The following is a 17,575-nucleotide window of genomic DNA, read 5'->3' as shown; positions in this document are numbered from 1 at the left end:
AAGCGGAAATTCTTCTCTCCAATGGAACCTTTACCGGATGGGGGTCATCATGGCCAAATATAAAGTCTGCAAAACCAGCGACCTGGTCGAGGGCCAGGGCAATCAATACGAAGTGAACGGGCAGGACATCGCCGTCTATCACGTGGATGGCAAATTCTGGGCGACGGCGGATTTTTGTCCGCACCGGGGCGGGTCCCTGGGACACGGCAAACTCGATGGCAAAACCGTCATCTGTCCCAACCACGGATGGCAGTTCGACATCACCACCGGCGAATGCCTGAACAACGTGAGCGGGGAAGTGGATACGTTTGAGGTGTCGGTGGAAGCCGATGAGGTGTTCGTGGAGTTGCCGTAGGAACCTAGCCGTCCACGCGCCGCAAGGTGTGGATGGGTTTGTTGCGCAGGACATCGACACTGCTCAGGATGCCGGTGAAGGTGGTCAGCACGAACGCCGCCAAAAACGACCAGCCCAGCGGCCCCAGCCGGAAGTGCCAGTCGGATTTGACGATGTACTCCATCACCGCCCACGACGTGCCGATGGACAAGAGGACGCCCACCGCCGCCGCGACCACGCCCAGCGTGCCGTATTCGTAACCGAGGATCGCCGCCACCATGCGCCGCCTGGCGCCCAGCGTTTTTAAAATGGCGGCTTCTTTCAGCCTGCGGAACTTGGTGGAGGCCACTGCGCCGGACAGGATGAACAGGCCGGAGGCGATGGCGAAGGCGGACATGAAATCCACCAGCGTCAGCAGTTTGTTGACCACGTTCTCGATGCTCTCCACGATGTCGCGCGTGCCGAGCGCGGTGACGTTCGGCAAAGCATCGACCACCGCCTGTTGCAGTTGCAGTTCCTGGTCACGCGGGATATACACCGTGCTGACGAAAGTCACCGGCGCGCCCTCCAGCGCCCCCGGCGAAAACACCATGTAAAAATTCGTGCGCATGTTACGCCAGTCCACGCGGCGGATGTTGTGCACCGTGGCGGTGACGTGGATGCCTTGGATGTCCATCACCAGTTCCGAGCCGATGTGCGCGTCCAGTCTGCGGGCGGCGTCCTCCTCCAGCGACACCAGCGCCTGTCCCGCTTCCTCTTTCGTCCACCACTTGCCTTTGATGACTTTATTGCCGTCTGGCGGTTCATCGGTGCGATAGGTCAGCACGAACTCGCGGTTGATGAACCATTCCTCCGCGTGGCGGTTGGTGTAATCCCACTGGTCGGCGCGGTGTCCGTCGATGCTGAACAGGCGCGAACGCACCAGCGGTGTCGTTTCCTGCTTCGCTTCCGCGCCGAAGGAGTCGATGATCCGTTTGTACTCATCCACCTGGTGTTTCTGGATGTCGATGAAAAAATAATTCGGCGGTTTGTTCTCGGTGTTCTTGTTGAGCATGGCGATCATGTCCATCTGGATGAGATGGATGGAGAGCACCAGCATGATGCCCATGCCGAGCGCGGTGATGATCGACACCGCCTGGTTGTTGGGGCGGTACAGGTTGGCCAGGCCGTAGCGCCGCGTCATGAGCGGCGACGGCGGCAGTTTGCGGATCATTTTCAGGAACAGCGTCGCCACGCCTGCCAGCAGAAGCGTCGACACCGCGAGGATGGAAAGGAACACCAGCCCGCGTTTGACAGACTCCGCCTGCCAGAACACGATCGCCACCAGCCCCAGCGAAAACAGGATGCCCATCATCCAGCGTTGCCGCCGCGAGCCGCGTGACAACTCTTCTTCTTCGGCGATGTGGCGGAACAGGCGCAGGGGGCGCGTCCGCACGGCGCGGATGAGTGGCCACACGGTGAACAAAAGCGTCGTCAGCAGACCGAGCAGGAGCGACTGCACCGCCGGCTCCCAGTAAAAGCCGGGACTCACCTCCAGGTTCAGCAGGTCCGCCATTTTTTCAGGCAGACTGTATTGCAGGGCGTAGCCGATGCCGACGCCGATCAGGCTTCCGGCCAGGCCGAGAAGCAGCGCCTGAATCAGGTACACGTAAAACACCGTGCGCGAGGTCGCGCCGAGGCAGTTGAGGATGGCGATGGTATCCATCTTCTGCGCCATGAAGGTGCGGATGATCATGGCCACGCCGATGCCGCCCATGAGAAGCGCGATGACGCCGACGGAACCGAGGTATTTGCTCATGCGGTCGATGGCGCCGGTGAGCGACGATTCCATGTCCTTATAGGTGCGGATGGACGCGGCCTTGTCCTTCAGCCCGCGTTCCAGCAGGGCGACGCCCTTTTCCAGCGGAAAGCCTTCCGGCAGATGAACGAGCGTTTTGTTTTTCACGCGGCTTCCCGGCGCGATGAGTTGTGCCTGCTCCAGCGTTTCATTCGACACCATCACGCGCGGGCCGATACTGAACGCGCGCGAGATGCGGTCCGGCTCGCCTTCGATCACCGCCGTGATGCGCACTGCCACCTCACCCAGCTGGAAGCGGTCGCCGACTTTCAAATTGGCCTTGACCAGAAAGTTCGGTTCCACCAGCGCACCGTGATCGGCCAATAACTCCGAGAGCGGCCCCGACGGGTTGGTGGCGAGCGTGCCATAGAACGGATAGAACGGCTGGGTGGCTGGAACCGATTTCAACTCGACCAGCAGGTTCGCCTGGTCGCCCGCACGCTTGGGGTCCGCAAACCGCGTCATGGCGTGCAGTTCTTTAAGGAAGATGAACTCGGTGCCGGGCGGCAGGGCTTTCTTTTGGTAAGCGCGGTCTTCGGGGCTTTGCGGCCAACTGCTTTTGATCTCGATATCGGCGGCAAGCAGGGCTTTCGATTCGCGCTGGATCGCCTGCTCGAGGATGTTGGAGAAACTCTTGATCGTCATGATGGCGCCGACGCCGATGGCGAGGCAGATGACGAAGAAGACGAAGCGCTTGCCCGCACCGCGGCTTTCCGCCAGGGCCAGCCGCAGTAACTGCGGAAACGACAACTGCGGCGACCTCATGACTGCTTCCAGTTGGAATTGAGGATGTCGTCGATGATGTTGCCATCGCCCATGGTGAGTGTGCGCTGGGTGCGCGCCGCGATGTGCGCCTCGTGCGTGACGAGGATGATGGTCGCCCGCTTCACGCGGTGGAGTTCCGTGATCAGGTCCATGATCTTGTCGCTGTTCTTGGAATCGAGGTTGCCCGTCGGTTCGTCAGCGAGCACGATGTCCGGTTCGTTGATGAACGCGCGCGCGAGCGACAGGCGTTGTTGCTCGCCGCCGGACAACTGCGATGGATAGTGATGCAGGCGTTCGCCCAGACCGACCACGCCGAGGATGTCTTCCGACTTCTTGTGCGCGCCGGAGGCGCCGTTGAGCTCGGCGGAGAGCAGGACGTTTTCCAGGGCGGTGAGCGTGGGGATGAGGTGGAAATTCTGAAAGACGAAACCGAAGCGCTCGCCGCGCAGAACGGCCAGTTCATCTTCGTTCAGTTTCGTGATATCCTTCCCGTCCACGATGATGGATCCGCTGGTCGGGCTGTCGAGCCCGGCAATGAGGCTGAGCAGGGTCGTCTTGCCGCTTCCGGAAGGCCCGGTGATGGCGACGAACTGCCCGTCCGGCACTGTCAGGTCGATGCCCTTCAGGATGTCCACCCGGTGTCCGCCGCCATAAAGGGATTTTGTGAGTTGTCGGATTTCGATCATCAGATTCCGCGGGTCTGCTTGGGATTGGCGTATGATTCATTGTTGCAAAGTCGGGCGTGCATTTACAAAAATTTTTTGCGCCATCCTCTGGTTTTTCACCCTCACAGGAGCTGGTCCCGTGTCAGATAAACACGTCATTCTTGCATTTGGCGACAGCCTCACGTTCGGTTACCAGGTGCCGCCGGAAAAGAGCTATCCATCGCGCCTGCAGAGGGTTTTGAAGGCCAAGGGCTACCCGTACACGGTGATCAACGCCGGGGTCAACGGCGACACCACGGCGGGCGGCGCGTCGCGCATCGACTGGCTCCTGCGCCACGATCCGGAGATCGTGATTGTCGAGTTGGGCGCGAACGACGGCCTGCGCGGCCTACCTGTCGAGCAGATGCGCAAAAACCTTTCCTATATTATAGAAGCGTGCCAGAAACACGGCGCGAAGGTCCTGCTTGCGGGGATGAAGATCACGCCCAACCTTGGACGTGAGTACACCGAAGCGTTCGAGCAGGTGTTTCACGATCTGGCAGAGACGTACGATGTGCCTTTAATTCCGTTTTTTCTGGAAGGCGTGGCGGGTGTGAAGGACCTCACCCAGCCCGACGGCCTGCATCCCATCGACAAAGGCTACGCCAAAGTCACCCTCACCGTGTGGAAGTATCTGGAGCCGATGCTGGATGACGGTGAAGGTGATGGTGATGACGACGGGGATGATGAAGATGATGACGATTGATGAGGAGTTATTCTGCTGTTTGATGTATTGGGGCTAGCGGAGACCTCGACCCAGCCGGATGATCCCCCCTTAACGGCAAAACCCACCCCAAAGTCACCCTCACCATGTGGAAGTATCTGGAGCCGTTGGTGAAAAAGTAACTAATCGTTGATGTTTTTAATTTTTTTGATCGTATGTTTTGCTTTTAAGGTTTTTTCTCTGGGAGTAGAGTTTTGAATTGATATATGATTTTTAGAAGCCCAATCAAAAATCCAGTTATCAACATCCTTTTTCCAAATTAATGGAAACTCTAATGCTTGAGATAAAATTTGATCCATGGTTAAGGTATTACTTATATTAATTAAATCTGCCAGCCAAGCCTTTCCCCAAGCCAATTGAACTTTTCTTTCCTCTTCCATCAAGCCGGGTTTTGTTAGAGTTTCTGAAGGGCCAAAAAGCTCACTTTGTTTTGACTCTTCGATTTGCTTAGAATGTTTTAAAGATTTTCTGACAAGATTTTGCTCTTCAAAGAGTTTTTGTTCAACTTCTCTAAATTCCAAAAGACCTTTTAAATTCTTCCCGCAATTTATTAAGTAAAAGTAAGAACGGTCCTTTTTGGGATTGAGAATCTTGGTAAAAGCTATGTACTTATAGTTTCCGGTTTCCTTTAAACGATCACTGTACAATTTTAGAATGGCATTTTCTCGGTCGCCATGATTTCTAAGCAGGTTTTCGAATCGGGCTTTCCATTTTTTGTCACCAAATAAATCTTCAAAAGACTTTTCTGACAAATCGGTGGTGCCAATAAATCTATTAATATGGTCATACATAAAGTTTATTAAAACTTCACCTCTTAACCGTAATATGGGTTGAATTTTTTCTAAACTGAAACCTGTCCACCCAGTGGGATCAATGAATACAAATGAAAAAGAGCTTCCAATATAGTTAATAATGTCAGGTATTAAGTTTTCGAACCTTCCATTTATTGCCGTTGCTTCTAAGCCATCAATGCTTTCGGTATATTCTTTTAAACTTTCAAATGCTGTGCGAGTTTTTTCAATAAAAAGGCATTTGATATTTATCTCTTTGCCATTCTTCCTTAGCCCTTCCGCTGCACTGGAAAGTTTTTGGGATGCAATAAAAAAAGAGGTGTCGTGATAATCCACATCGTCTGATTTCCAAGGTCCCGAGAATCCATCAATGTAGGTAAACGCTTTCCATTTGGACCCAATGTTGTAAATCACTCGTTCTAAGTAATGTTCTAAGAAAAAGTGTTTTAAATAGGTCTGTTCTCTGCCTTCGTATTCTTTAAATGATCTCATAGCTAAAAATTCGATATTTTGATATCTGTCAGTATGCCTCAATTTATTGATAATCTTCAATTTACAATTAGCTCTTCTCCATTTATTCTGAATACGAGATATATTATTTAACCTTTTTAGGTTTGCCCATTGAGCCAAAATTCCACAATTGAATGGACGGATGCGACGTGGAATCCCGTGACGGGGTGCACCAAGGTCAGTCCGGGTTGTACGCATTGCTATGCAGAAACCTTTGCGGAGCGTTGGCGGGGGATACCGGGTCACCCGTACGAGCAGGGGTTCGACCTGAAAATCTGGAAATCGCGGTTAGAGCAACCGCTGACCTGGAAAAAGTCGAGAACCGTCTTTGTGAACAGCATGAGCGATCTGTTTCATGAGGAAGTCCCCCTCCCGTTTATTCAGGAAGTGTTCAGGGTTATGAAACAGGCCAGTTGGCACCAGTTTCAGGTCCTCACCAAGCGGTCGAAACGGCTCATGGAAGTAGCTCCCGATTTACTCTGGCCGCAGAATGTGTGGATGGGAGTTTCCGTAGAGTCTTCTGATTACTTATATCGTTTGGACCATCTCCGCAAAACCAACGCCTGCATTCGTTTCGCCTCAATTGAACCCCTTCTTGGGCCGCTTGGGAAAATCAATTTGAAAGGTATCCATTGGGTGATTGTGGGTGGTGAAAGCGGCCCGGGAGCCCGGCCCATGGACCCCAAATGGGTGGCCGAAATCCAGGAACAGTGCGCTAAAAGAGAAGTGCCTTTCTTTTTCAAGCAATGGGGTGGGGTGCAGAAAAAGAAAAACGGCCGTACCCTGAACGGCCGAACGTGGGATGAGATGCCTCAAGCCTTGACACCTGCCTAGTCTTTGTATCTTTTCAGATAATTCATCAACGCATCCAAAACTTTTCCCGATTTTAAAATATCCATCGCCTGGTTGTACGCGTCGGCGACGTTGCGGCTGTGGCCGGAGAGGTGCGACAGGGTCGCCGCATGATGCGCGATCATCGGTGCGGCCGGACCCGTCCCGTCCTTCAACGCCTGTTCGCCGAGTTTCGCGATTTCGGTTTTGGTTGCGGGCGCCTCTTTCAATGCGGTGAACGCGTCCTGGATCGACTGCACGGTGTCCGCGTCGTAGAGCGATTCGTAATCCAGTTTCATCTCCGCCAGGTTGTCCGCGCCCATCTGCATGAACACTTTCGCCTGCTTGTGCACGCCGTACAGCGTGCTCCCTTCCATGCCGTTGCCGATGAGTACGCGGTCGAATCCGGAAATCTTCGCCACCTCGATCATCGCCGTCTCGTATCCCGGGTGAAAATAGTTGGACGCGAGGAAGGTGTGCGGTGCTTTCAAGGGCATCAGCATTTTTTCCAGCGTCGCCAGCGTGGTGCGCTTCACCACTTCTTCACGCAGTTGCCTCAGCCCTTCGAGTTTCGGGTGGCACTGTTCCGTGCCGAGGTAGCCGAAGCCGAATTCTTCGATGAGCGCCGCGCGGTCTTCCAGTGTCGTGTCCCGCCGTGCGCCATAGTGGTTGATCAGCAAATCTTCATACGTGACACCGTGTTTGGGTGCGGTGGGGAGCGACGACAGGCCGAAGGCGGGCAGGCCCATCTGCGCCAGCACGGGTGGCACGTAAAAGCCGAACTGGGGCGCGCGGACGAATCCATCGAACGCATCGGCGATCTGCAGAAGCCGGTCGAGCTTCACTTCCCGCTTGAGCGTGTCTTTGTCGAGGGCGCGGTAGAATCCGCGGGTCTCGGCCAGCGACTCGATCTTCATGCGCGAGGCGATGAGGAACACCGCGGCGCGCGCTTCCGACACCGCGTGGTCGAGTACAAGGCTCAACCCGTCTTCCGCTTCCTGCTCGCTGAGGTCCTTTGACATGCGCGGGCCGGTGGCGATTTTCTCCAGGTACGCGCGCATGCGTTCGCCTGCGTCGTCCGAGCGGGGGCTGGTGCGGCTCTGGTTCCAATCCTGATTCTGGTTCATCGGCACATTTTGCAGTATGATGAATGATTATCTATACGAGGATTATATGCCCGATACGGAAATTGCGAAACAGGCGATTGCGTCTGGCCCGGTGGTGCGCCCGGTGAGTGTTCTGCTCATTTACCCCAGCACGACGAGCGTGGCGCTGGCGAACCTGGGTTTTCAGCGCGTGCACGGTCTGCTGAACCGCCTGAACGGCGTGGTGTGCGACCGCTACAGTTTGCCCGAGGAGTGGACGCCGATGACGCAGGCGCTGAAACCGGAGGCCACGCGCTCGCACGAGGCGGGGCGCATGCCCCTGGACTTCGACCTGATCGCGTTTTCGATTTCGTTCGAGCCGGATTACCTGAACGCCGTGGCGATCCTCGATTACTTCGGCATCCCGCTCGATCGCCGTGAGCGCGGCTCGAAGTACCCTCTCATTGTCGCCGGCGGATCGGCTCTGTTCATCAACCCGGAACCGCTGGCGGATATTTTCGACGTGGGCTTCATCGGCGAGGCCGAGGGCATGATCGAGCCGTTCTTCGATCTGTACACGCAAAACGACTGGCGCGATCCGCGCGAACTTTTGGAAGAGGCCGCGCGCCTGCCGGGCATTTACGTGCCGCAGTTCTACACGCCGGAGTACGCAGGCGACGTGCAGACCGCGCTGACCCCGGAGCCGGGTGTGCCGGAGCGCATTCCGCGTCACTGGGTTGCCGAGGGCGACCCGGCGCTGTGCACGCACTCGGAACTGCACGGCGAGACCACCGCGTTCCGCGACATGGCGTTGATGGAAGTGACGCGCGGGTGTATCTGGGCGTGCCGCTTCTGCACCGCGGGGTTCATCTACCGTCCGCCGCGTGAACCGGATCTGGACCAGACCTACGAATCTCTGGAACGTGCGCTCGCGGCGCAGAACCAGTCGGCTTCCACCATCGGCCTGGTCGGACCGTCGGTGACGGATCACCCGCACCTGCTGTCTTTGGCGCGGCGAATCGTCGCCGAGGGCAAGATGCTGTCGTTTTCGTCTTTACGTATGGAGACGCTGACCGACGAGCTGGTGGATTTGATTTTGCAGAGCGGGCAGAAAACGGTGACGGTGGCGGTGGACGCGCCGTCCGAGCGCATGCGCGACGTCATCAACAAACCCGCGTCCGACGACTTCGTCATCGACAAATGCCGTTTCCTGACAAGAAAGGGCGTTCTGCACCTCAAGATCTATTCGATCATCGGCCTGCCGGCGGAAGACGACGAGGATATCGACCAGTTCATCGAACTCGTGAAAAACATACAGAAGGTGTATGTGGAAGAATGCAGTCAGCGCGGCAACATCGGCACCGTGACCATCGGCGTGAGTCCCCTGGTGCCGAAACCGGGAACGCCGTTCCAGTGGCATCCGATGGAGCCGGTCGGTGTGCTCAAGAAGAAATTTCAGAAACTGCGGAAGGTGTTGGGTCCTCTGCCAAACCTGCATCTCAGCTTCGGTTCGCCCAATGAGGCGTACCTGCAAACTTACCTGTCGCGCGGCGACCGGCGGGCGCTGAGTTTTTTCGAAGCGTTTCTGAAAAACGGCCGCGATGAAAAGCGCGCGTTGCAGAGCGCCGTGCCGCATCCCGACCAGTTCACCTACCGCCAGTACCAGCGCGATGATTTTCTGCCGTGGGACATCGTGGACCACGGGTACTTCCCAAAATTCCTGTGGCAGGACTACCAGCGTGGCCTGCGTGCCAAGCACACACCCGTGTGCGACACGGCCACCTGCAAAATCTGCGGCATCTGTTGAGGGTTCCCATGCAGGAGGCCAGCCCCGACTGGAGCAAGATGGAGAAACTGCCGCCGGGGTGTGGTTTTTTCGACATCAACGAGATCTGGTACTTCCCCAACCGCTGGGCGGTGAAAGCGCTGTATCCTCTGCCTGTCACCGCCAACCACATTACAATCCTCGCCCTTGTTTCCGGGCTGATTTCCGCCGCGTTTTATTTTTCCGAGGGTGAGCACGCGCTCATCTGGGGTGCGGTGTTTCTTTATGGCAAGCTGTTCTGCGACAACGTGGACGGCAACCTGGCGCGCCTGCGTGGGGAGGAGTCGCGCCTCGGCCGCTTTCTCGATTCGTTTTCCGATTTCGTGGTGACGGTGCTGGTGTATGCGGGCGTCATTTGGCAGGTGGCGCGTGAAGCAGACCATCCGGGGTGGATCTGGACGCTGGGTCTGCTTGCACTGGTCAGCGCGCTGTTGCATTGCAGTTACTGGGTGTACTACTACGTGAGCTACACCGACCTCGTCGGCAGTTATGAAAAGAACCGCACCGATGAAACCATCACCGAAGAAGAGCGCCGTACTTATGAAAAAGGGGATCGCGGCGTGTTGTTATACAGTCTGCAACGCTTTCACAATTTTGCATATGGATGGCAGGATGCGTTGATAGAAACCCTCGATCGAATCAGCCGCAGGTTTGCCCATGTTCCCGGCAATCAGAAAGGGTATGAACGGTGGTACGGCGACGCCTATTTCCTAATAGGAATGGGGCCTATGTGTGTATGTACAAATACCATGGCTCTTATCGGATTTTCGCTGATTGACCAACTGTCCCTATTCCTTCATCTTGTATTGTACTTGGGAAACTCATATTGGGTAGGGTTGCATGTCTGGAAAATTCTACGATTCAAATCCTCCGGAGTTGGATAACCCGCAAGGGACGGGGGGATGCGGGGTACGGCCCCATAAATGGGTTGCCCGGATTCGCAACCTGCTTCTGTTTGGACTTCTGTGTTCCACCCTGGCGTGCACGTATCGCGAACCGGAGATTTATGCAGACATTGAAAATGTTCGTGCCAAACCCGGCACCCATCTCATGGCCATTGCCGTCAAATACCTCAAGTGGCAATGGCCGAACGGGCTGATCGGCTTTCCCAATCCCGGCGTTCCCAAGGTGCTCCGCCAGGAAGCCCGGATATATCTTGTGGATGCCCACCATCCGGGCGAGCTCACTCAGATCGGCGTCTCCTTTGATCCCAGACAATACCCCAACATCGCTCCCCTGATTCTGGGTTGGGAGGGGGACATGCTGTATTTTGGAGTTTTCGATCCCACAGTGAGCGCCAACGAGTACTCACCCATCCAATACTACAAATGGAATGATAAGCGGGGCCTTCAGGAAGTGGAATCGGTGCCTTTACAACTGGCCTACCAACCCAACACCGGGCCCATACCGGACGGCGTGTTTGTGCGTTACAGCAAGGGGCACGACACGGTCGATGTGCAGACCGACCGGCATCTGGAATGGATCCGCAACGCCTTTCAGGTAGATCCGGTTACCGGCCACCTGCAATCAAGCGAAGGCTGAATCTCCTCAAAACCAAAATCCGGTGCACGCTTTGAGCATGCTTCAGGGTCCGTGTGCTGACGTGCATGGCGTGAGCGCAGATGCGCCTGCAGGGATGAACGGTGCCAGGAGGAGACGGGCTTTTCGTGTGAAAGGAGGAAGGTGCTGGGTGCGAAGCGAAGAGTGGGAGAAAAAAGGGAGGGCCCGTGGCCTCGAAGGGGGAGAGGCCACGGGCACCACAGGCCTATGGAACTTGAGAATCGGTCTTGATTCGGCCTGTGTGGAATAAGGTGACTTCCGGAGTTTCCAAATCCCAGCTCTGGTTTTTCACAGAGCCGCGATAAGCGGGATTGCTGTTGTTCCAGTTGCTGAGGCAGAAGTTTCCGCCTTTCGGACATTTCCGGTAGGAACAACCTTCATCGATTTCCCCATCTCCGTCGTTGTCAATGCGATCGCAGATTTCCCGCGCACCCGGATGCATGGTGGCGTCGTGGTCGTTGAAATCCGCAGTAACGGCATAGCCGTCGCCATCCAGGTCCGGGCAGAGTTCAACACTGCCGAGCAGGGTTTTCTGCGATGGCCGTACTTCGATCGCGTTCAGTGAACGGAGGGTGCGTCCGTTGCGCTCGAAGACGAGGTTATGAGTACCCTCAGGGACGAATAACAGCGTGAAGATGCCATCGGGGGGGAGTTTTGTAGATACCGATACACCAGGAATATGAACAATCGTCCCTTGAGGGTTGAATTTTCCTGAACAGCTAACCGCCTTGCCTTCAATCTGGCCCGAGTTGCTGTGGTTGCTCGTCGTGGTGAATTGAACAGACACCTCGGAGGCGGTTGCAGGCCCTGCCAAAAAGCCCAACAGGGCAAAAGTAAGTAAAGTGGTCGCGAATTTCCGGTTCATCTTGTTTCCCTCCTAGTTAAAGGAGAAGTGGGTCCTGCAATTGTTCGGTCGATCTTGAATTCCAAACGTGCGTCAACTGTATTGTGTCTAAGATAAAACGTTTGCCCAGACGGGGGTATCGTCGCGATATGGATTTTAGGTGTTAAGGTCTTGCGACGGGGTGTCGTAGAACTACGACGGAAAGAACAGGCGGAGAGGTGATTAACTTATTGAAAAATAAGGGTATTTTCTTAGATTAGTTTATTCTTGATGGCGTAATGGATGAGATCGGCGTTCGATTTCATCTCCATTTTTTCCAGAATGCGGTGGCGGTGGGTGCTGACGGTGGTGATGCCGACCGACAGCTCGTCCGCGATTTCTTTCAGTTTCTTGCCGGATGCGATCATGCAGAAGATTTGAAACTCGCGATCGGAGAGGCGCTGGTGGGGTTGCTCCTCCACGTGCTGTCCCATTTCCTGAATCATTTTTTCCGCCAGCTCGGGGCTCACGTATTTTTTCCCCGCATGCACTTTGCGGATGGCCTCCACCATCTGCGCCGGCGCGCTTCCCTTGTTGAGATAGCCGGACGCCCCGGCGCGGATGAAGCGCATGCCGTAGTGTTCTTCCGGAAAAATACTCAGGATGAGGATCGGCAGTTTCGGCGCCAGCGCCTTGAGTTCCACCATCACGTCCCATCCGGTTTTCTCCGGCATCTCGATGTCCATCAACACCACATCGGGCCGAAGTGTTTTGACCAGATCGATCACTTCCTGTCCGGTTGCGGCCTGACCGATGATTTTAATGTCGGCGGTTTTGGAGATAACTTTTTCGATGCCCTGCCGCACGATTTCATGGTCGTCGGCGATGAGGACGGAGATGCAGGAATTTTGCTGGCTGGTCATTTGTGATTTACCGGAAGTTTGACGGTGACGGTGGTTCCCTTACCGGGCACACCTTGAAAAGTTACCTTGCCCTGCAACACCAGTGCGCGTTCACGGATGCCCAGCAGGCCCAGCGACTGCGGCCGGTGGATTTGATGTTTGCGAATGCCGATGCCGTTGTCCTGCACTTCCATCACCACGTGGCGGTTTTCCTGCCTCAAACGAACCGCCACGCGGCTGGCCTGCGCGTGCCGCACGATATTGGTCAGCGTTTCCTGAAAAATGCGGAACAGGGCGGTGCTTCGTTCCTCATCCAGCTTGACCTGTTGGTCGATGTCTTTCAAGTCAAATTCGATGTTCGTGCGTTTCTGCACCTCCTGCGTCTGCCACTTGATGGCTTCCGGCAGGCCGAACACATCCAGAAGCCGTGGGCGCAGTTCGGTGCTGATGCGTTGCACCGCGGCGATGGTCTGGTCGATCAGCCGCGTCATAGTTTCGGAAGATTGCCTGTGCTCGGCGTTGTCCGGGTCGAGCTCGTCCTGCAGGCAGGTGATCTCCATCTTGAGCGCGGTCAGTGCCTGCCCCAGTTCGTCATGCACGGCGCGGGCGATGCGTGTCTGTTCTTCTTCACGCACCGCCTGCAGGCGGTGGGTCAACTGCCTCAGTTGTTCGCGCGAGCGGGTGATCTCCTCCACCATCGGGTTGCTGAGCCGCCAGAACAAAATGATGCTGGCGCCGATGACCCCCGCGCCCACCGTCACCGCCAACAGCCCCGTTTTGTAAAACGGCTCGCGGATTTCCGCAAGGTCGATCTTCGCCACCAACGCCAGGTGCAGGTGCTCGATCGGCTCAAACGCGGCCAGGCTGATCACATTGCGGTAATCCGGGCCCACCATGAATCCCGCCTGGCCCTTGAGCGCGCGGCGGATGGGTTCGCCGAGCGGAGAGTCGAAGGGAATCGAGTCCGGAATCATCAGGCTGGAATGACGGTGGCTGAGCAGGAATTTGATCTGGTCGCCCACCCGCTTGGCGAGGATGAATTCGCCGGTGTCGCCGAATCCCTTGAACTGCTTGTGGGCTTCGATGAACTGGCTGAGCGTCGCCGCTTCGGTGCCTTCGGGATAGTTGTGGCTGTACACGCTGTCGAACCGCGCCACCGCTTCCATCAACCGTGCCTGGCTCTGTGCGGTTTCGATGAGGCGGGCTTTCTCTTCCTCGAACGCGGTGCGGTACAGCAGGAAGATGGCGAGGAACACCACGACAAAGGCGGCGCTTGTCATGATCAGAATCAATACCAGCCGTTGTCTCTGGGTGTCACGCATTCAACCGCCCTTCCCATGCGGGGTCGCCGGAGGAAGGATTTCCACCGCATCGACCGCCGGAGAAAATTGTATCACGGTAAAGGAAATAACGGACCGGAACAAGAAAGGGAGAAAAGAGTGGGGGGAGGGGTGACTGATTATCGACTTGCGCCCCGAAACTCTCAAGGCGTAAGGAACGTATTGCCCGTTTGCCCCGGGCCACGCCCGGTCAGTTCATGCGGACGTCCCAGTTGACTTTGGAGAAACTGCGCGCGCGTTGCACGATTTCGAGTTTGAGGCTGATCTGGGCCTTGATCAGTTCCAGACGCTTCAATACGTCCGGTTCTTCGAGGAAGGTTTGTTTCTGATCGAGAGCGGAGTCGAACATGTACGCCACCCGGTCCACCGCTTCGCCCAGCGTCTTGCAGTTGGTGAGGTCGAGTTCCACCTTGTGCGCGTTTTTGCGCGGCAGGTGTTCGATGAATTTCCGGTAGAGTGCGGTGAGTTCATCCAGTTGCGGCGGCGATTCCACAAGCGGCGTGTCGTGGGTGGAGACCAGCGGTTCCACCTCCGCCTCGCGGTACAGAGCGTCCCCCACCTCGCGTACGATGCGGAACCGCGAGCGTCCGTTCAACACGATGTCGAAACGACCGTCGTCGTACTGAAACCATTTCTCCAGGTTGCCCATACACCCGACCTGCTTGATGGCCGGGCGGGCGAAGTATTCTTCTTCGTATCCCGGTTCCAGCAGAACCATGCCGATCCACTGGCCGCGGTCGATGGAGTCCTGGATCATCTTGCGGTAACGCGGCTCGAAGATGTGAAGCGGCAGGTACGTTTTCGGGTAAAACACCGACGTGGGCAGGGGGAACAGGGAAATGCGTTTGGGCGTGGTGCCGGAGTGAGAATCGGTCATAAGTCCCCTTCAGTCTTCCATCGGGTCCGCGTTGTGGGTTTCCAACGTATCGATGCGCGTGATCTGGATATTGTATTCGAGGGAAGAGGAGATGCCGGTGCCGCGGTACATGCCGCAGGTGGGAGCGGTGAGGGCGGGTTTGCAGGCGGAGGTCAGCGCCACGTGCCGGTCCGCCACCGCCAGGCCGTGCGTCGGGTCGTAGCCGCGCCAGCCGCCTCCGGGCAGGTACACCTCCGCCCATGCGTGCAGTTCGTGCTCGTCGAATCCATCGTCCTCGTTAAAAAAGTAACCGCTGGTGAACCGCGTGGCCAGCCCCAGCACGCGGCAGACGTCCATGAACAGCACCGCGAAATCGCGGCACGCGCCCTCGCGTGTCTTCAGCAGTTCCGACGGATGCAACGGCGGACCCTGTTCGCGCAGAACGCGGTGGAAGTTTTCATGAATGTATTGGTTGAGGCTGGTAAGAAACGAAATCGTGTTGGTGCCGAATTCTTTAAGCAGGGTGTCGGCGAACTCGTGCACGTCGTCGCTGGAATACTCGCGTGTGAGATAGGGGTCGAGCGCGTTGCCGTAGCCCGCGTCGTAATTGATTGGCAGGCTGAGCGCCTGGCTGTCAGTGAGAATGAAATCGAACGGATTCTCCCGCGTTGTTTCGACCTCCGACACCGCCTCGATGGACAGACGGTTCAGCAGGCCCGTGGACCAGATGGAGGCGACGGAATTGCCTTCCAGGTCCGCCGATTCCGTCAGGCCCTTGGGTGCGGGATCGATGTTCAGTGAAAACGTGTGCAATTTCTGCCAGCAGTCGGAACGCGGCCGCAGACGGAGGGTCATCGGTTCGATGTGCACGCGGTCCGAGTAAATGAAGCGGGTGGTGTGTTCGATGCGAAACAGCATAAGGGAAACCTCCGGAAGTCAGGGAGACGGAGAGGATTGGTTGAATAACGCTTCCACCCAGTCCGAAGGCAGGGCCTGAAGCGAACGCTGGATCTGGTTCTTCCACCACTGCGACACCTGGCGAAGATCCCGTTCCTTGTAACTGTACTCCAGCATGGTTCTGGTTGCCGCCTGGTACACCACCACGTCCAGCGGAAAGCCAACGTCTGTGGCGCTCTGCCGGGTGGCGTCGAACGCCAACGCGCCGATTTTGAGCGCCATCTTGAGATCGGTGTCGTAACGGAGTGCCCGGTCGCAGATGGGCTTGCCGTACGCCGAATTTCCGATGATATGATAGGGAGTCCCCTGCCCGATTTCAACCCAATTGGCCTGCGGGTAGATCATATACAGTTTGGGTTCCGCATCTTTTTCCAGTTGTCCCCCCACCAGCGCGTGCAGATTGAAGGTGAGGTTGCTCTCCTCCAGCGCCTTTTTGTCCTCATCCGATACCTTGCGCACCTGCGACGCCAGCCGGTTGACCGCCTTGTACAGCTTGTCGAAGTTTTCCTGTTCCTGCTCCAGCACTTCTTCGAAGTAGGTGAGGGCCTTGTCGCGCGCCGAGCGCAGGCCGGAGGACATGACGAACATCGGTTTGCCGCCGGGGTAGTGGATGGACAGCTTGCGTGCGCGGATCTGCTCCGTGCCGGAAGTCAGGCGCGAGTCGGCGATGCCCACCAGCCCCTCGGCCACCTTGATGCCGATACAGAAGGTCATGCCTGCCGTGCTCCTCTTTCAAAGGACGGCGGTTCCAGCGAGAAAAACGTGCGGCCGACTTCCCGCGAGATCTGGATGAGGTCCGCCTGCAAATCGTCCAGGTACTCGTGCAGGCCGTAGGAGAAGATTTCCGAGACGTTGGTGTAGTTGATGCGTGAGCGCAGGCGGCCGAGCGTCTGCTCCGCGTTATTGCGGTAGGTTCCGGGCGGCGAGCCGGTGATCTTCGACAGCGCCTCTTCAGCTTCGTTGAGGCAGAAATGGATCGACCGGGGAAACTCCCGGTTCAGAATAAGAAAGTCCACGACGTTGTCCGGTGAAATGTGTTTGTACTGCTTGCGGTACATTTCGAGGCCGCTGGTGGATTTCAGCAGGACCGCCCACTGGGTGTCGTCCACGGGCGTTCCAATATACTCCAACTTGGGAAGCAGGATGAAATATTTCACGTCGAGGATGCGCGAGGTTTTGTCCGCGCGTTCCAGCATGCCGCCCAGGTGCGCGAAGTTCCACGCCTCGCCGTGCGTCATCGTCGAATCCATGACGCCGTTGAACAGGTGGCTCGCCGTTTTCACTTCGTGAAAGAAGTCGAAGGGGTTCGACAGCGCGTTGCCGTTGGACTCCTCCATGCGTACGAGAAGGTAAAACTGGTTGATCTGCTCCCACATCTCGGATGAAATGACTTCGCGGATACTGCGCGCATTCTCGCGCGCCGCGGTGACGCAGGAAATGATCGAGTTCGGGTAGTTGCGGTCGAAGGTGTGAAACCGCATCACGTTTTCCCGGGTGGCCTCGCCGTAGGTTGCGTAAAAATACTCCTCGTCGCCGGTGATGTGGACCAGCGGTTTCCAGTGGTTGGTCTGGTCCAGCAGGAGCGGCAGGTCGAGGATCATATGCAGGTTGACGTCGATGAACCGCGCCACGTTCTCGGCGCGTTCGAGGTACGTGCTCATCCAGTACAAAGAGTCGGCGACGCGGCTCAGCATGGAACCACTCCATGGATTTGGGAAGACGGTGCGGTCA

17 protein-coding genes are annotated in these 17,575 nt (G+C 56.7%); 6 read left to right on the top strand and 11 right to left on the bottom strand.

Annotation, left to right across the window (positions count from 1 at the left end):
- The first annotated feature begins 49 nt into the window (after positions 1 to 49).
- Positions 50 to 355 carry a Rieske (2Fe-2S) protein gene (locus J2S31_RS12365; RefSeq protein WP_237099402.1) on the top strand — a complete coding sequence of 102 codons (306 nt, stop codon included), beginning with the start codon at positions 50 to 52 and terminating at the stop codon, positions 353 to 355.
- A 4-nt stretch (positions 356 to 359) separates the two neighbouring features.
- Here J2S31_RS12365 and J2S31_RS12360 read toward each other — a convergent pair whose 3' ends face one another.
- Both J2S31_RS12360 and J2S31_RS12355 read right to left on the bottom strand, forming a co-directional pair.
- Positions 360 to 2,936: an ABC transporter permease gene (locus J2S31_RS12360; RefSeq protein ID WP_237099401.1), complete on the bottom strand. Its 2,577-nt coding sequence runs from the start codon at positions 2,934 to 2,936 to the stop codon at positions 360 to 362.
- Positions 2,933 to 3,622, bottom strand: a complete 690-nt coding sequence (locus tag J2S31_RS12355; RefSeq protein WP_237099400.1) for an ABC transporter ATP-binding protein — start codon at positions 3,620 to 3,622, stop codon at positions 2,933 to 2,935. Before J2S31_RS12355 ends, J2S31_RS12360 begins: the two co-directional genes overlap by 4 nt.
- 118 nt (positions 3,623 to 3,740) lie before the next feature.
- On the opposite strand from J2S31_RS12355, the gene J2S31_RS12350 reads away from it, so the two are divergent.
- On the top strand, positions 3,741 to 4,346 hold the full coding sequence (locus tag J2S31_RS12350) for an arylesterase (protein ID WP_237099399.1): 606 nt from the start codon (positions 3,741 to 3,743) through the stop codon (positions 4,344 to 4,346).
- A gap of 140 nt (positions 4,347 to 4,486) precedes the next feature.
- Here the strand turns inward: J2S31_RS12350 and tcmP are convergent, their stop codons facing one another.
- Positions 4,487 to 5,863 carry a three-Cys-motif partner protein TcmP gene (gene tcmP / locus J2S31_RS12345; protein WP_237099398.1) on the bottom strand — a complete coding sequence of 459 codons (1,377 nt, stop codon included), beginning with the start codon at positions 5,861 to 5,863 and terminating at the stop codon, positions 4,487 to 4,489.
- Between tcmP and J2S31_RS12340 the strand changes: the two genes are divergently transcribed.
- The gene (locus tag J2S31_RS12340) at positions 5,825 to 6,499 is read left to right on the top strand and encodes a DUF5131 family protein (protein WP_237099397.1); all 675 of its coding nucleotides are present in this window, start codon (positions 5,825 to 5,827) and stop codon (positions 6,497 to 6,499) included. The two genes, tcmP and J2S31_RS12340, sit on opposite strands and share 39 nt — an antisense overlap.
- On the opposite strand, the gene J2S31_RS12335 is transcribed toward J2S31_RS12340, so the two are convergent.
- Positions 6,496 to 7,623, bottom strand: coding sequence for a hypothetical protein (locus J2S31_RS12335; RefSeq protein ID WP_237099396.1), 1,128 nt, complete (start codon positions 7,621 to 7,623; stop codon positions 6,496 to 6,498). The two genes, J2S31_RS12340 and J2S31_RS12335, sit on opposite strands and share 4 nt — an antisense overlap.
- Positions 7,624 to 7,669: 46 nt before the next feature.
- Here J2S31_RS12335 and J2S31_RS12330 point away from each other — a divergent pair, with 46 nt between their 5' ends.
- The 3 genes from J2S31_RS12330 to J2S31_RS12320 all read left to right on the top strand — a co-directional run bounded on the left by J2S31_RS12330 (position 7,670) and on the right by J2S31_RS12320 (position 10,948).
- On the top strand, positions 7,670 to 9,388 hold the full coding sequence (locus tag J2S31_RS12330; protein WP_237099395.1) for a radical SAM protein: 1,719 nt from the start codon (positions 7,670 to 7,672) through the stop codon (positions 9,386 to 9,388).
- Positions 9,389 to 9,396: 8 nt separating this feature from the next.
- Entirely contained in the window at positions 9,397 to 10,290 is an 894-nt protein-coding gene (locus tag J2S31_RS12325; RefSeq protein ID WP_237099394.1) for a CDP-alcohol phosphatidyltransferase family protein, read from the top strand.
- Between the two features lie 166 nt (positions 10,291 to 10,456).
- The gene (locus J2S31_RS12320; protein WP_237099393.1) at positions 10,457 to 10,948 is read left to right on the top strand and encodes a hypothetical protein; all 492 of its coding nucleotides are present in this window, start codon (positions 10,457 to 10,459) and stop codon (positions 10,946 to 10,948) included.
- 223 nt (positions 10,949 to 11,171) lie between these two features.
- Here the strand turns inward: J2S31_RS12320 and J2S31_RS12315 are convergent, their stop codons facing one another.
- From J2S31_RS12315 to J2S31_RS12285, 7 genes are all read right to left on the bottom strand, one after another.
- Positions 11,172 to 11,831, bottom strand: coding sequence for a putative metal-binding motif-containing protein (locus tag J2S31_RS12315; protein ID WP_237099392.1), 660 nt, complete (start codon positions 11,829 to 11,831; stop codon positions 11,172 to 11,174).
- A gap of 230 nt (positions 11,832 to 12,061) precedes the next feature.
- A complete protein-coding gene (locus J2S31_RS12310; RefSeq protein WP_237099391.1) occupies positions 12,062 to 12,712 on the bottom strand; it encodes a response regulator in 651 nt (216 codons plus the stop codon).
- Positions 12,709 to 14,013: a sensor histidine kinase gene (locus tag J2S31_RS12305; RefSeq protein WP_237099390.1), complete on the bottom strand. Its 1,305-nt coding sequence runs from the start codon at positions 14,011 to 14,013 to the stop codon at positions 12,709 to 12,711. Before J2S31_RS12305 ends, J2S31_RS12310 begins: the two co-directional genes overlap by 4 nt.
- 208 nt (positions 14,014 to 14,221) lie before the next feature.
- On the bottom strand, positions 14,222 to 14,908 hold the full coding sequence (locus J2S31_RS12300; RefSeq protein ID WP_237099389.1) for an LON peptidase substrate-binding domain-containing protein: 687 nt from the start codon (positions 14,906 to 14,908) through the stop codon (positions 14,222 to 14,224).
- A 9-nt stretch (positions 14,909 to 14,917) separates the two neighbouring features.
- The gene (locus J2S31_RS12295) at positions 14,918 to 15,805 is read right to left on the bottom strand and encodes a transglutaminase family protein (RefSeq protein ID WP_237099388.1); all 888 of its coding nucleotides are present in this window, start codon (positions 15,803 to 15,805) and stop codon (positions 14,918 to 14,920) included.
- An 18-nt stretch (positions 15,806 to 15,823) separates the two neighbouring features.
- Positions 15,824 to 16,558 carry a peptidase gene (locus J2S31_RS12290; protein ID WP_237099387.1) on the bottom strand — a complete coding sequence of 245 codons (735 nt, stop codon included), beginning with the start codon at positions 16,556 to 16,558 and terminating at the stop codon, positions 15,824 to 15,826.
- Positions 16,555 to 17,538, bottom strand: a complete 984-nt coding sequence (locus J2S31_RS12285; protein ID WP_237099386.1) for an alpha-E domain-containing protein — start codon at positions 17,536 to 17,538, stop codon at positions 16,555 to 16,557. Before J2S31_RS12285 ends, J2S31_RS12290 begins: the two co-directional genes overlap by 4 nt.
- Positions 17,539 to 17,575 lie beyond the last annotated feature (37 nt).

Origin of the sequence: Nitrospina gracilis Nb-211, assembly GCF_021845525.1 — a bacterium.
Lineage (GTDB): Bacteria > Nitrospinota > Nitrospinia > Nitrospinales > Nitrospinaceae > Nitrospina > Nitrospina gracilis_A.
Note: the sequence above shows the minus strand (reverse complement) of the source record. Positions and strands in the feature narration are given on the sequence as shown.

What these genes read in the sequence shown, in the direction of transcription:
- J2S31_RS12335 (WP_237099396.1), bottom strand. Translation starts at nt 7,623, where the DNA reads ATGAACCAGAATCAGGATTGGAACCAGAGCCGCACCAGCCCCCGCTCG.
- J2S31_RS12355 (WP_237099400.1), bottom strand. Translation starts at nt 3,622, where the DNA reads ATGATCGAAATCCGACAACTCACAAAATCCCTTTATGGCGGCGGACAC.
- J2S31_RS12320 (WP_237099393.1), top strand. Translation starts at nt 10,457, where the DNA reads ATGGCCATTGCCGTCAAATACCTCAAGTGGCAATGGCCGAACGGGCTG.
- J2S31_RS12295 (WP_237099388.1), bottom strand. Translation starts at nt 15,805, where the DNA reads ATGCTGTTTCGCATCGAACACACCACCCGCTTCATTTACTCGGACCGC.
- J2S31_RS12285 (WP_237099386.1), bottom strand. Translation starts at nt 17,538, where the DNA reads ATGCTGAGCCGCGTCGCCGACTCTTTGTACTGGATGAGCACGTACCTC.
- J2S31_RS12325 (WP_237099394.1), top strand. Translation starts at nt 9,397, where the DNA reads ATGCAGGAGGCCAGCCCCGACTGGAGCAAGATGGAGAAACTGCCGCCG.
- J2S31_RS12365 (WP_237099402.1), top strand. Translation starts at nt 50, where the DNA reads ATGGCCAAATATAAAGTCTGCAAAACCAGCGACCTGGTCGAGGGCCAG.
- tcmP (WP_237099398.1), bottom strand. Translation starts at nt 5,863, where the DNA reads ATGCGTACAACCCGGACTGACCTTGGTGCACCCCGTCACGGGATTCCA.
- J2S31_RS12315 (WP_237099392.1), bottom strand. Translation starts at nt 11,831, where the DNA reads ATGAACCGGAAATTCGCGACCACTTTACTTACTTTTGCCCTGTTGGGC.
- J2S31_RS12300 (WP_237099389.1), bottom strand. Translation starts at nt 14,908, where the DNA reads ATGACCGATTCTCACTCCGGCACCACGCCCAAACGCATTTCCCTGTTC.
- J2S31_RS12305 (WP_237099390.1), bottom strand. Translation starts at nt 14,013, where the DNA reads ATGCGTGACACCCAGAGACAACGGCTGGTATTGATTCTGATCATGACA.
- J2S31_RS12310 (WP_237099391.1), bottom strand. Translation starts at nt 12,712, where the DNA reads ATGACCAGCCAGCAAAATTCCTGCATCTCCGTCCTCATCGCCGACGAC.
- J2S31_RS12360 (WP_237099401.1), bottom strand. Translation starts at nt 2,936, where the DNA reads ATGAGGTCGCCGCAGTTGTCGTTTCCGCAGTTACTGCGGCTGGCCCTG.
- J2S31_RS12290 (WP_237099387.1), bottom strand. Translation starts at nt 16,558, where the DNA reads ATGACCTTCTGTATCGGCATCAAGGTGGCCGAGGGGCTGGTGGGCATC.
- J2S31_RS12330 (WP_237099395.1), top strand. Translation starts at nt 7,670, where the DNA reads ATGCCCGATACGGAAATTGCGAAACAGGCGATTGCGTCTGGCCCGGTG.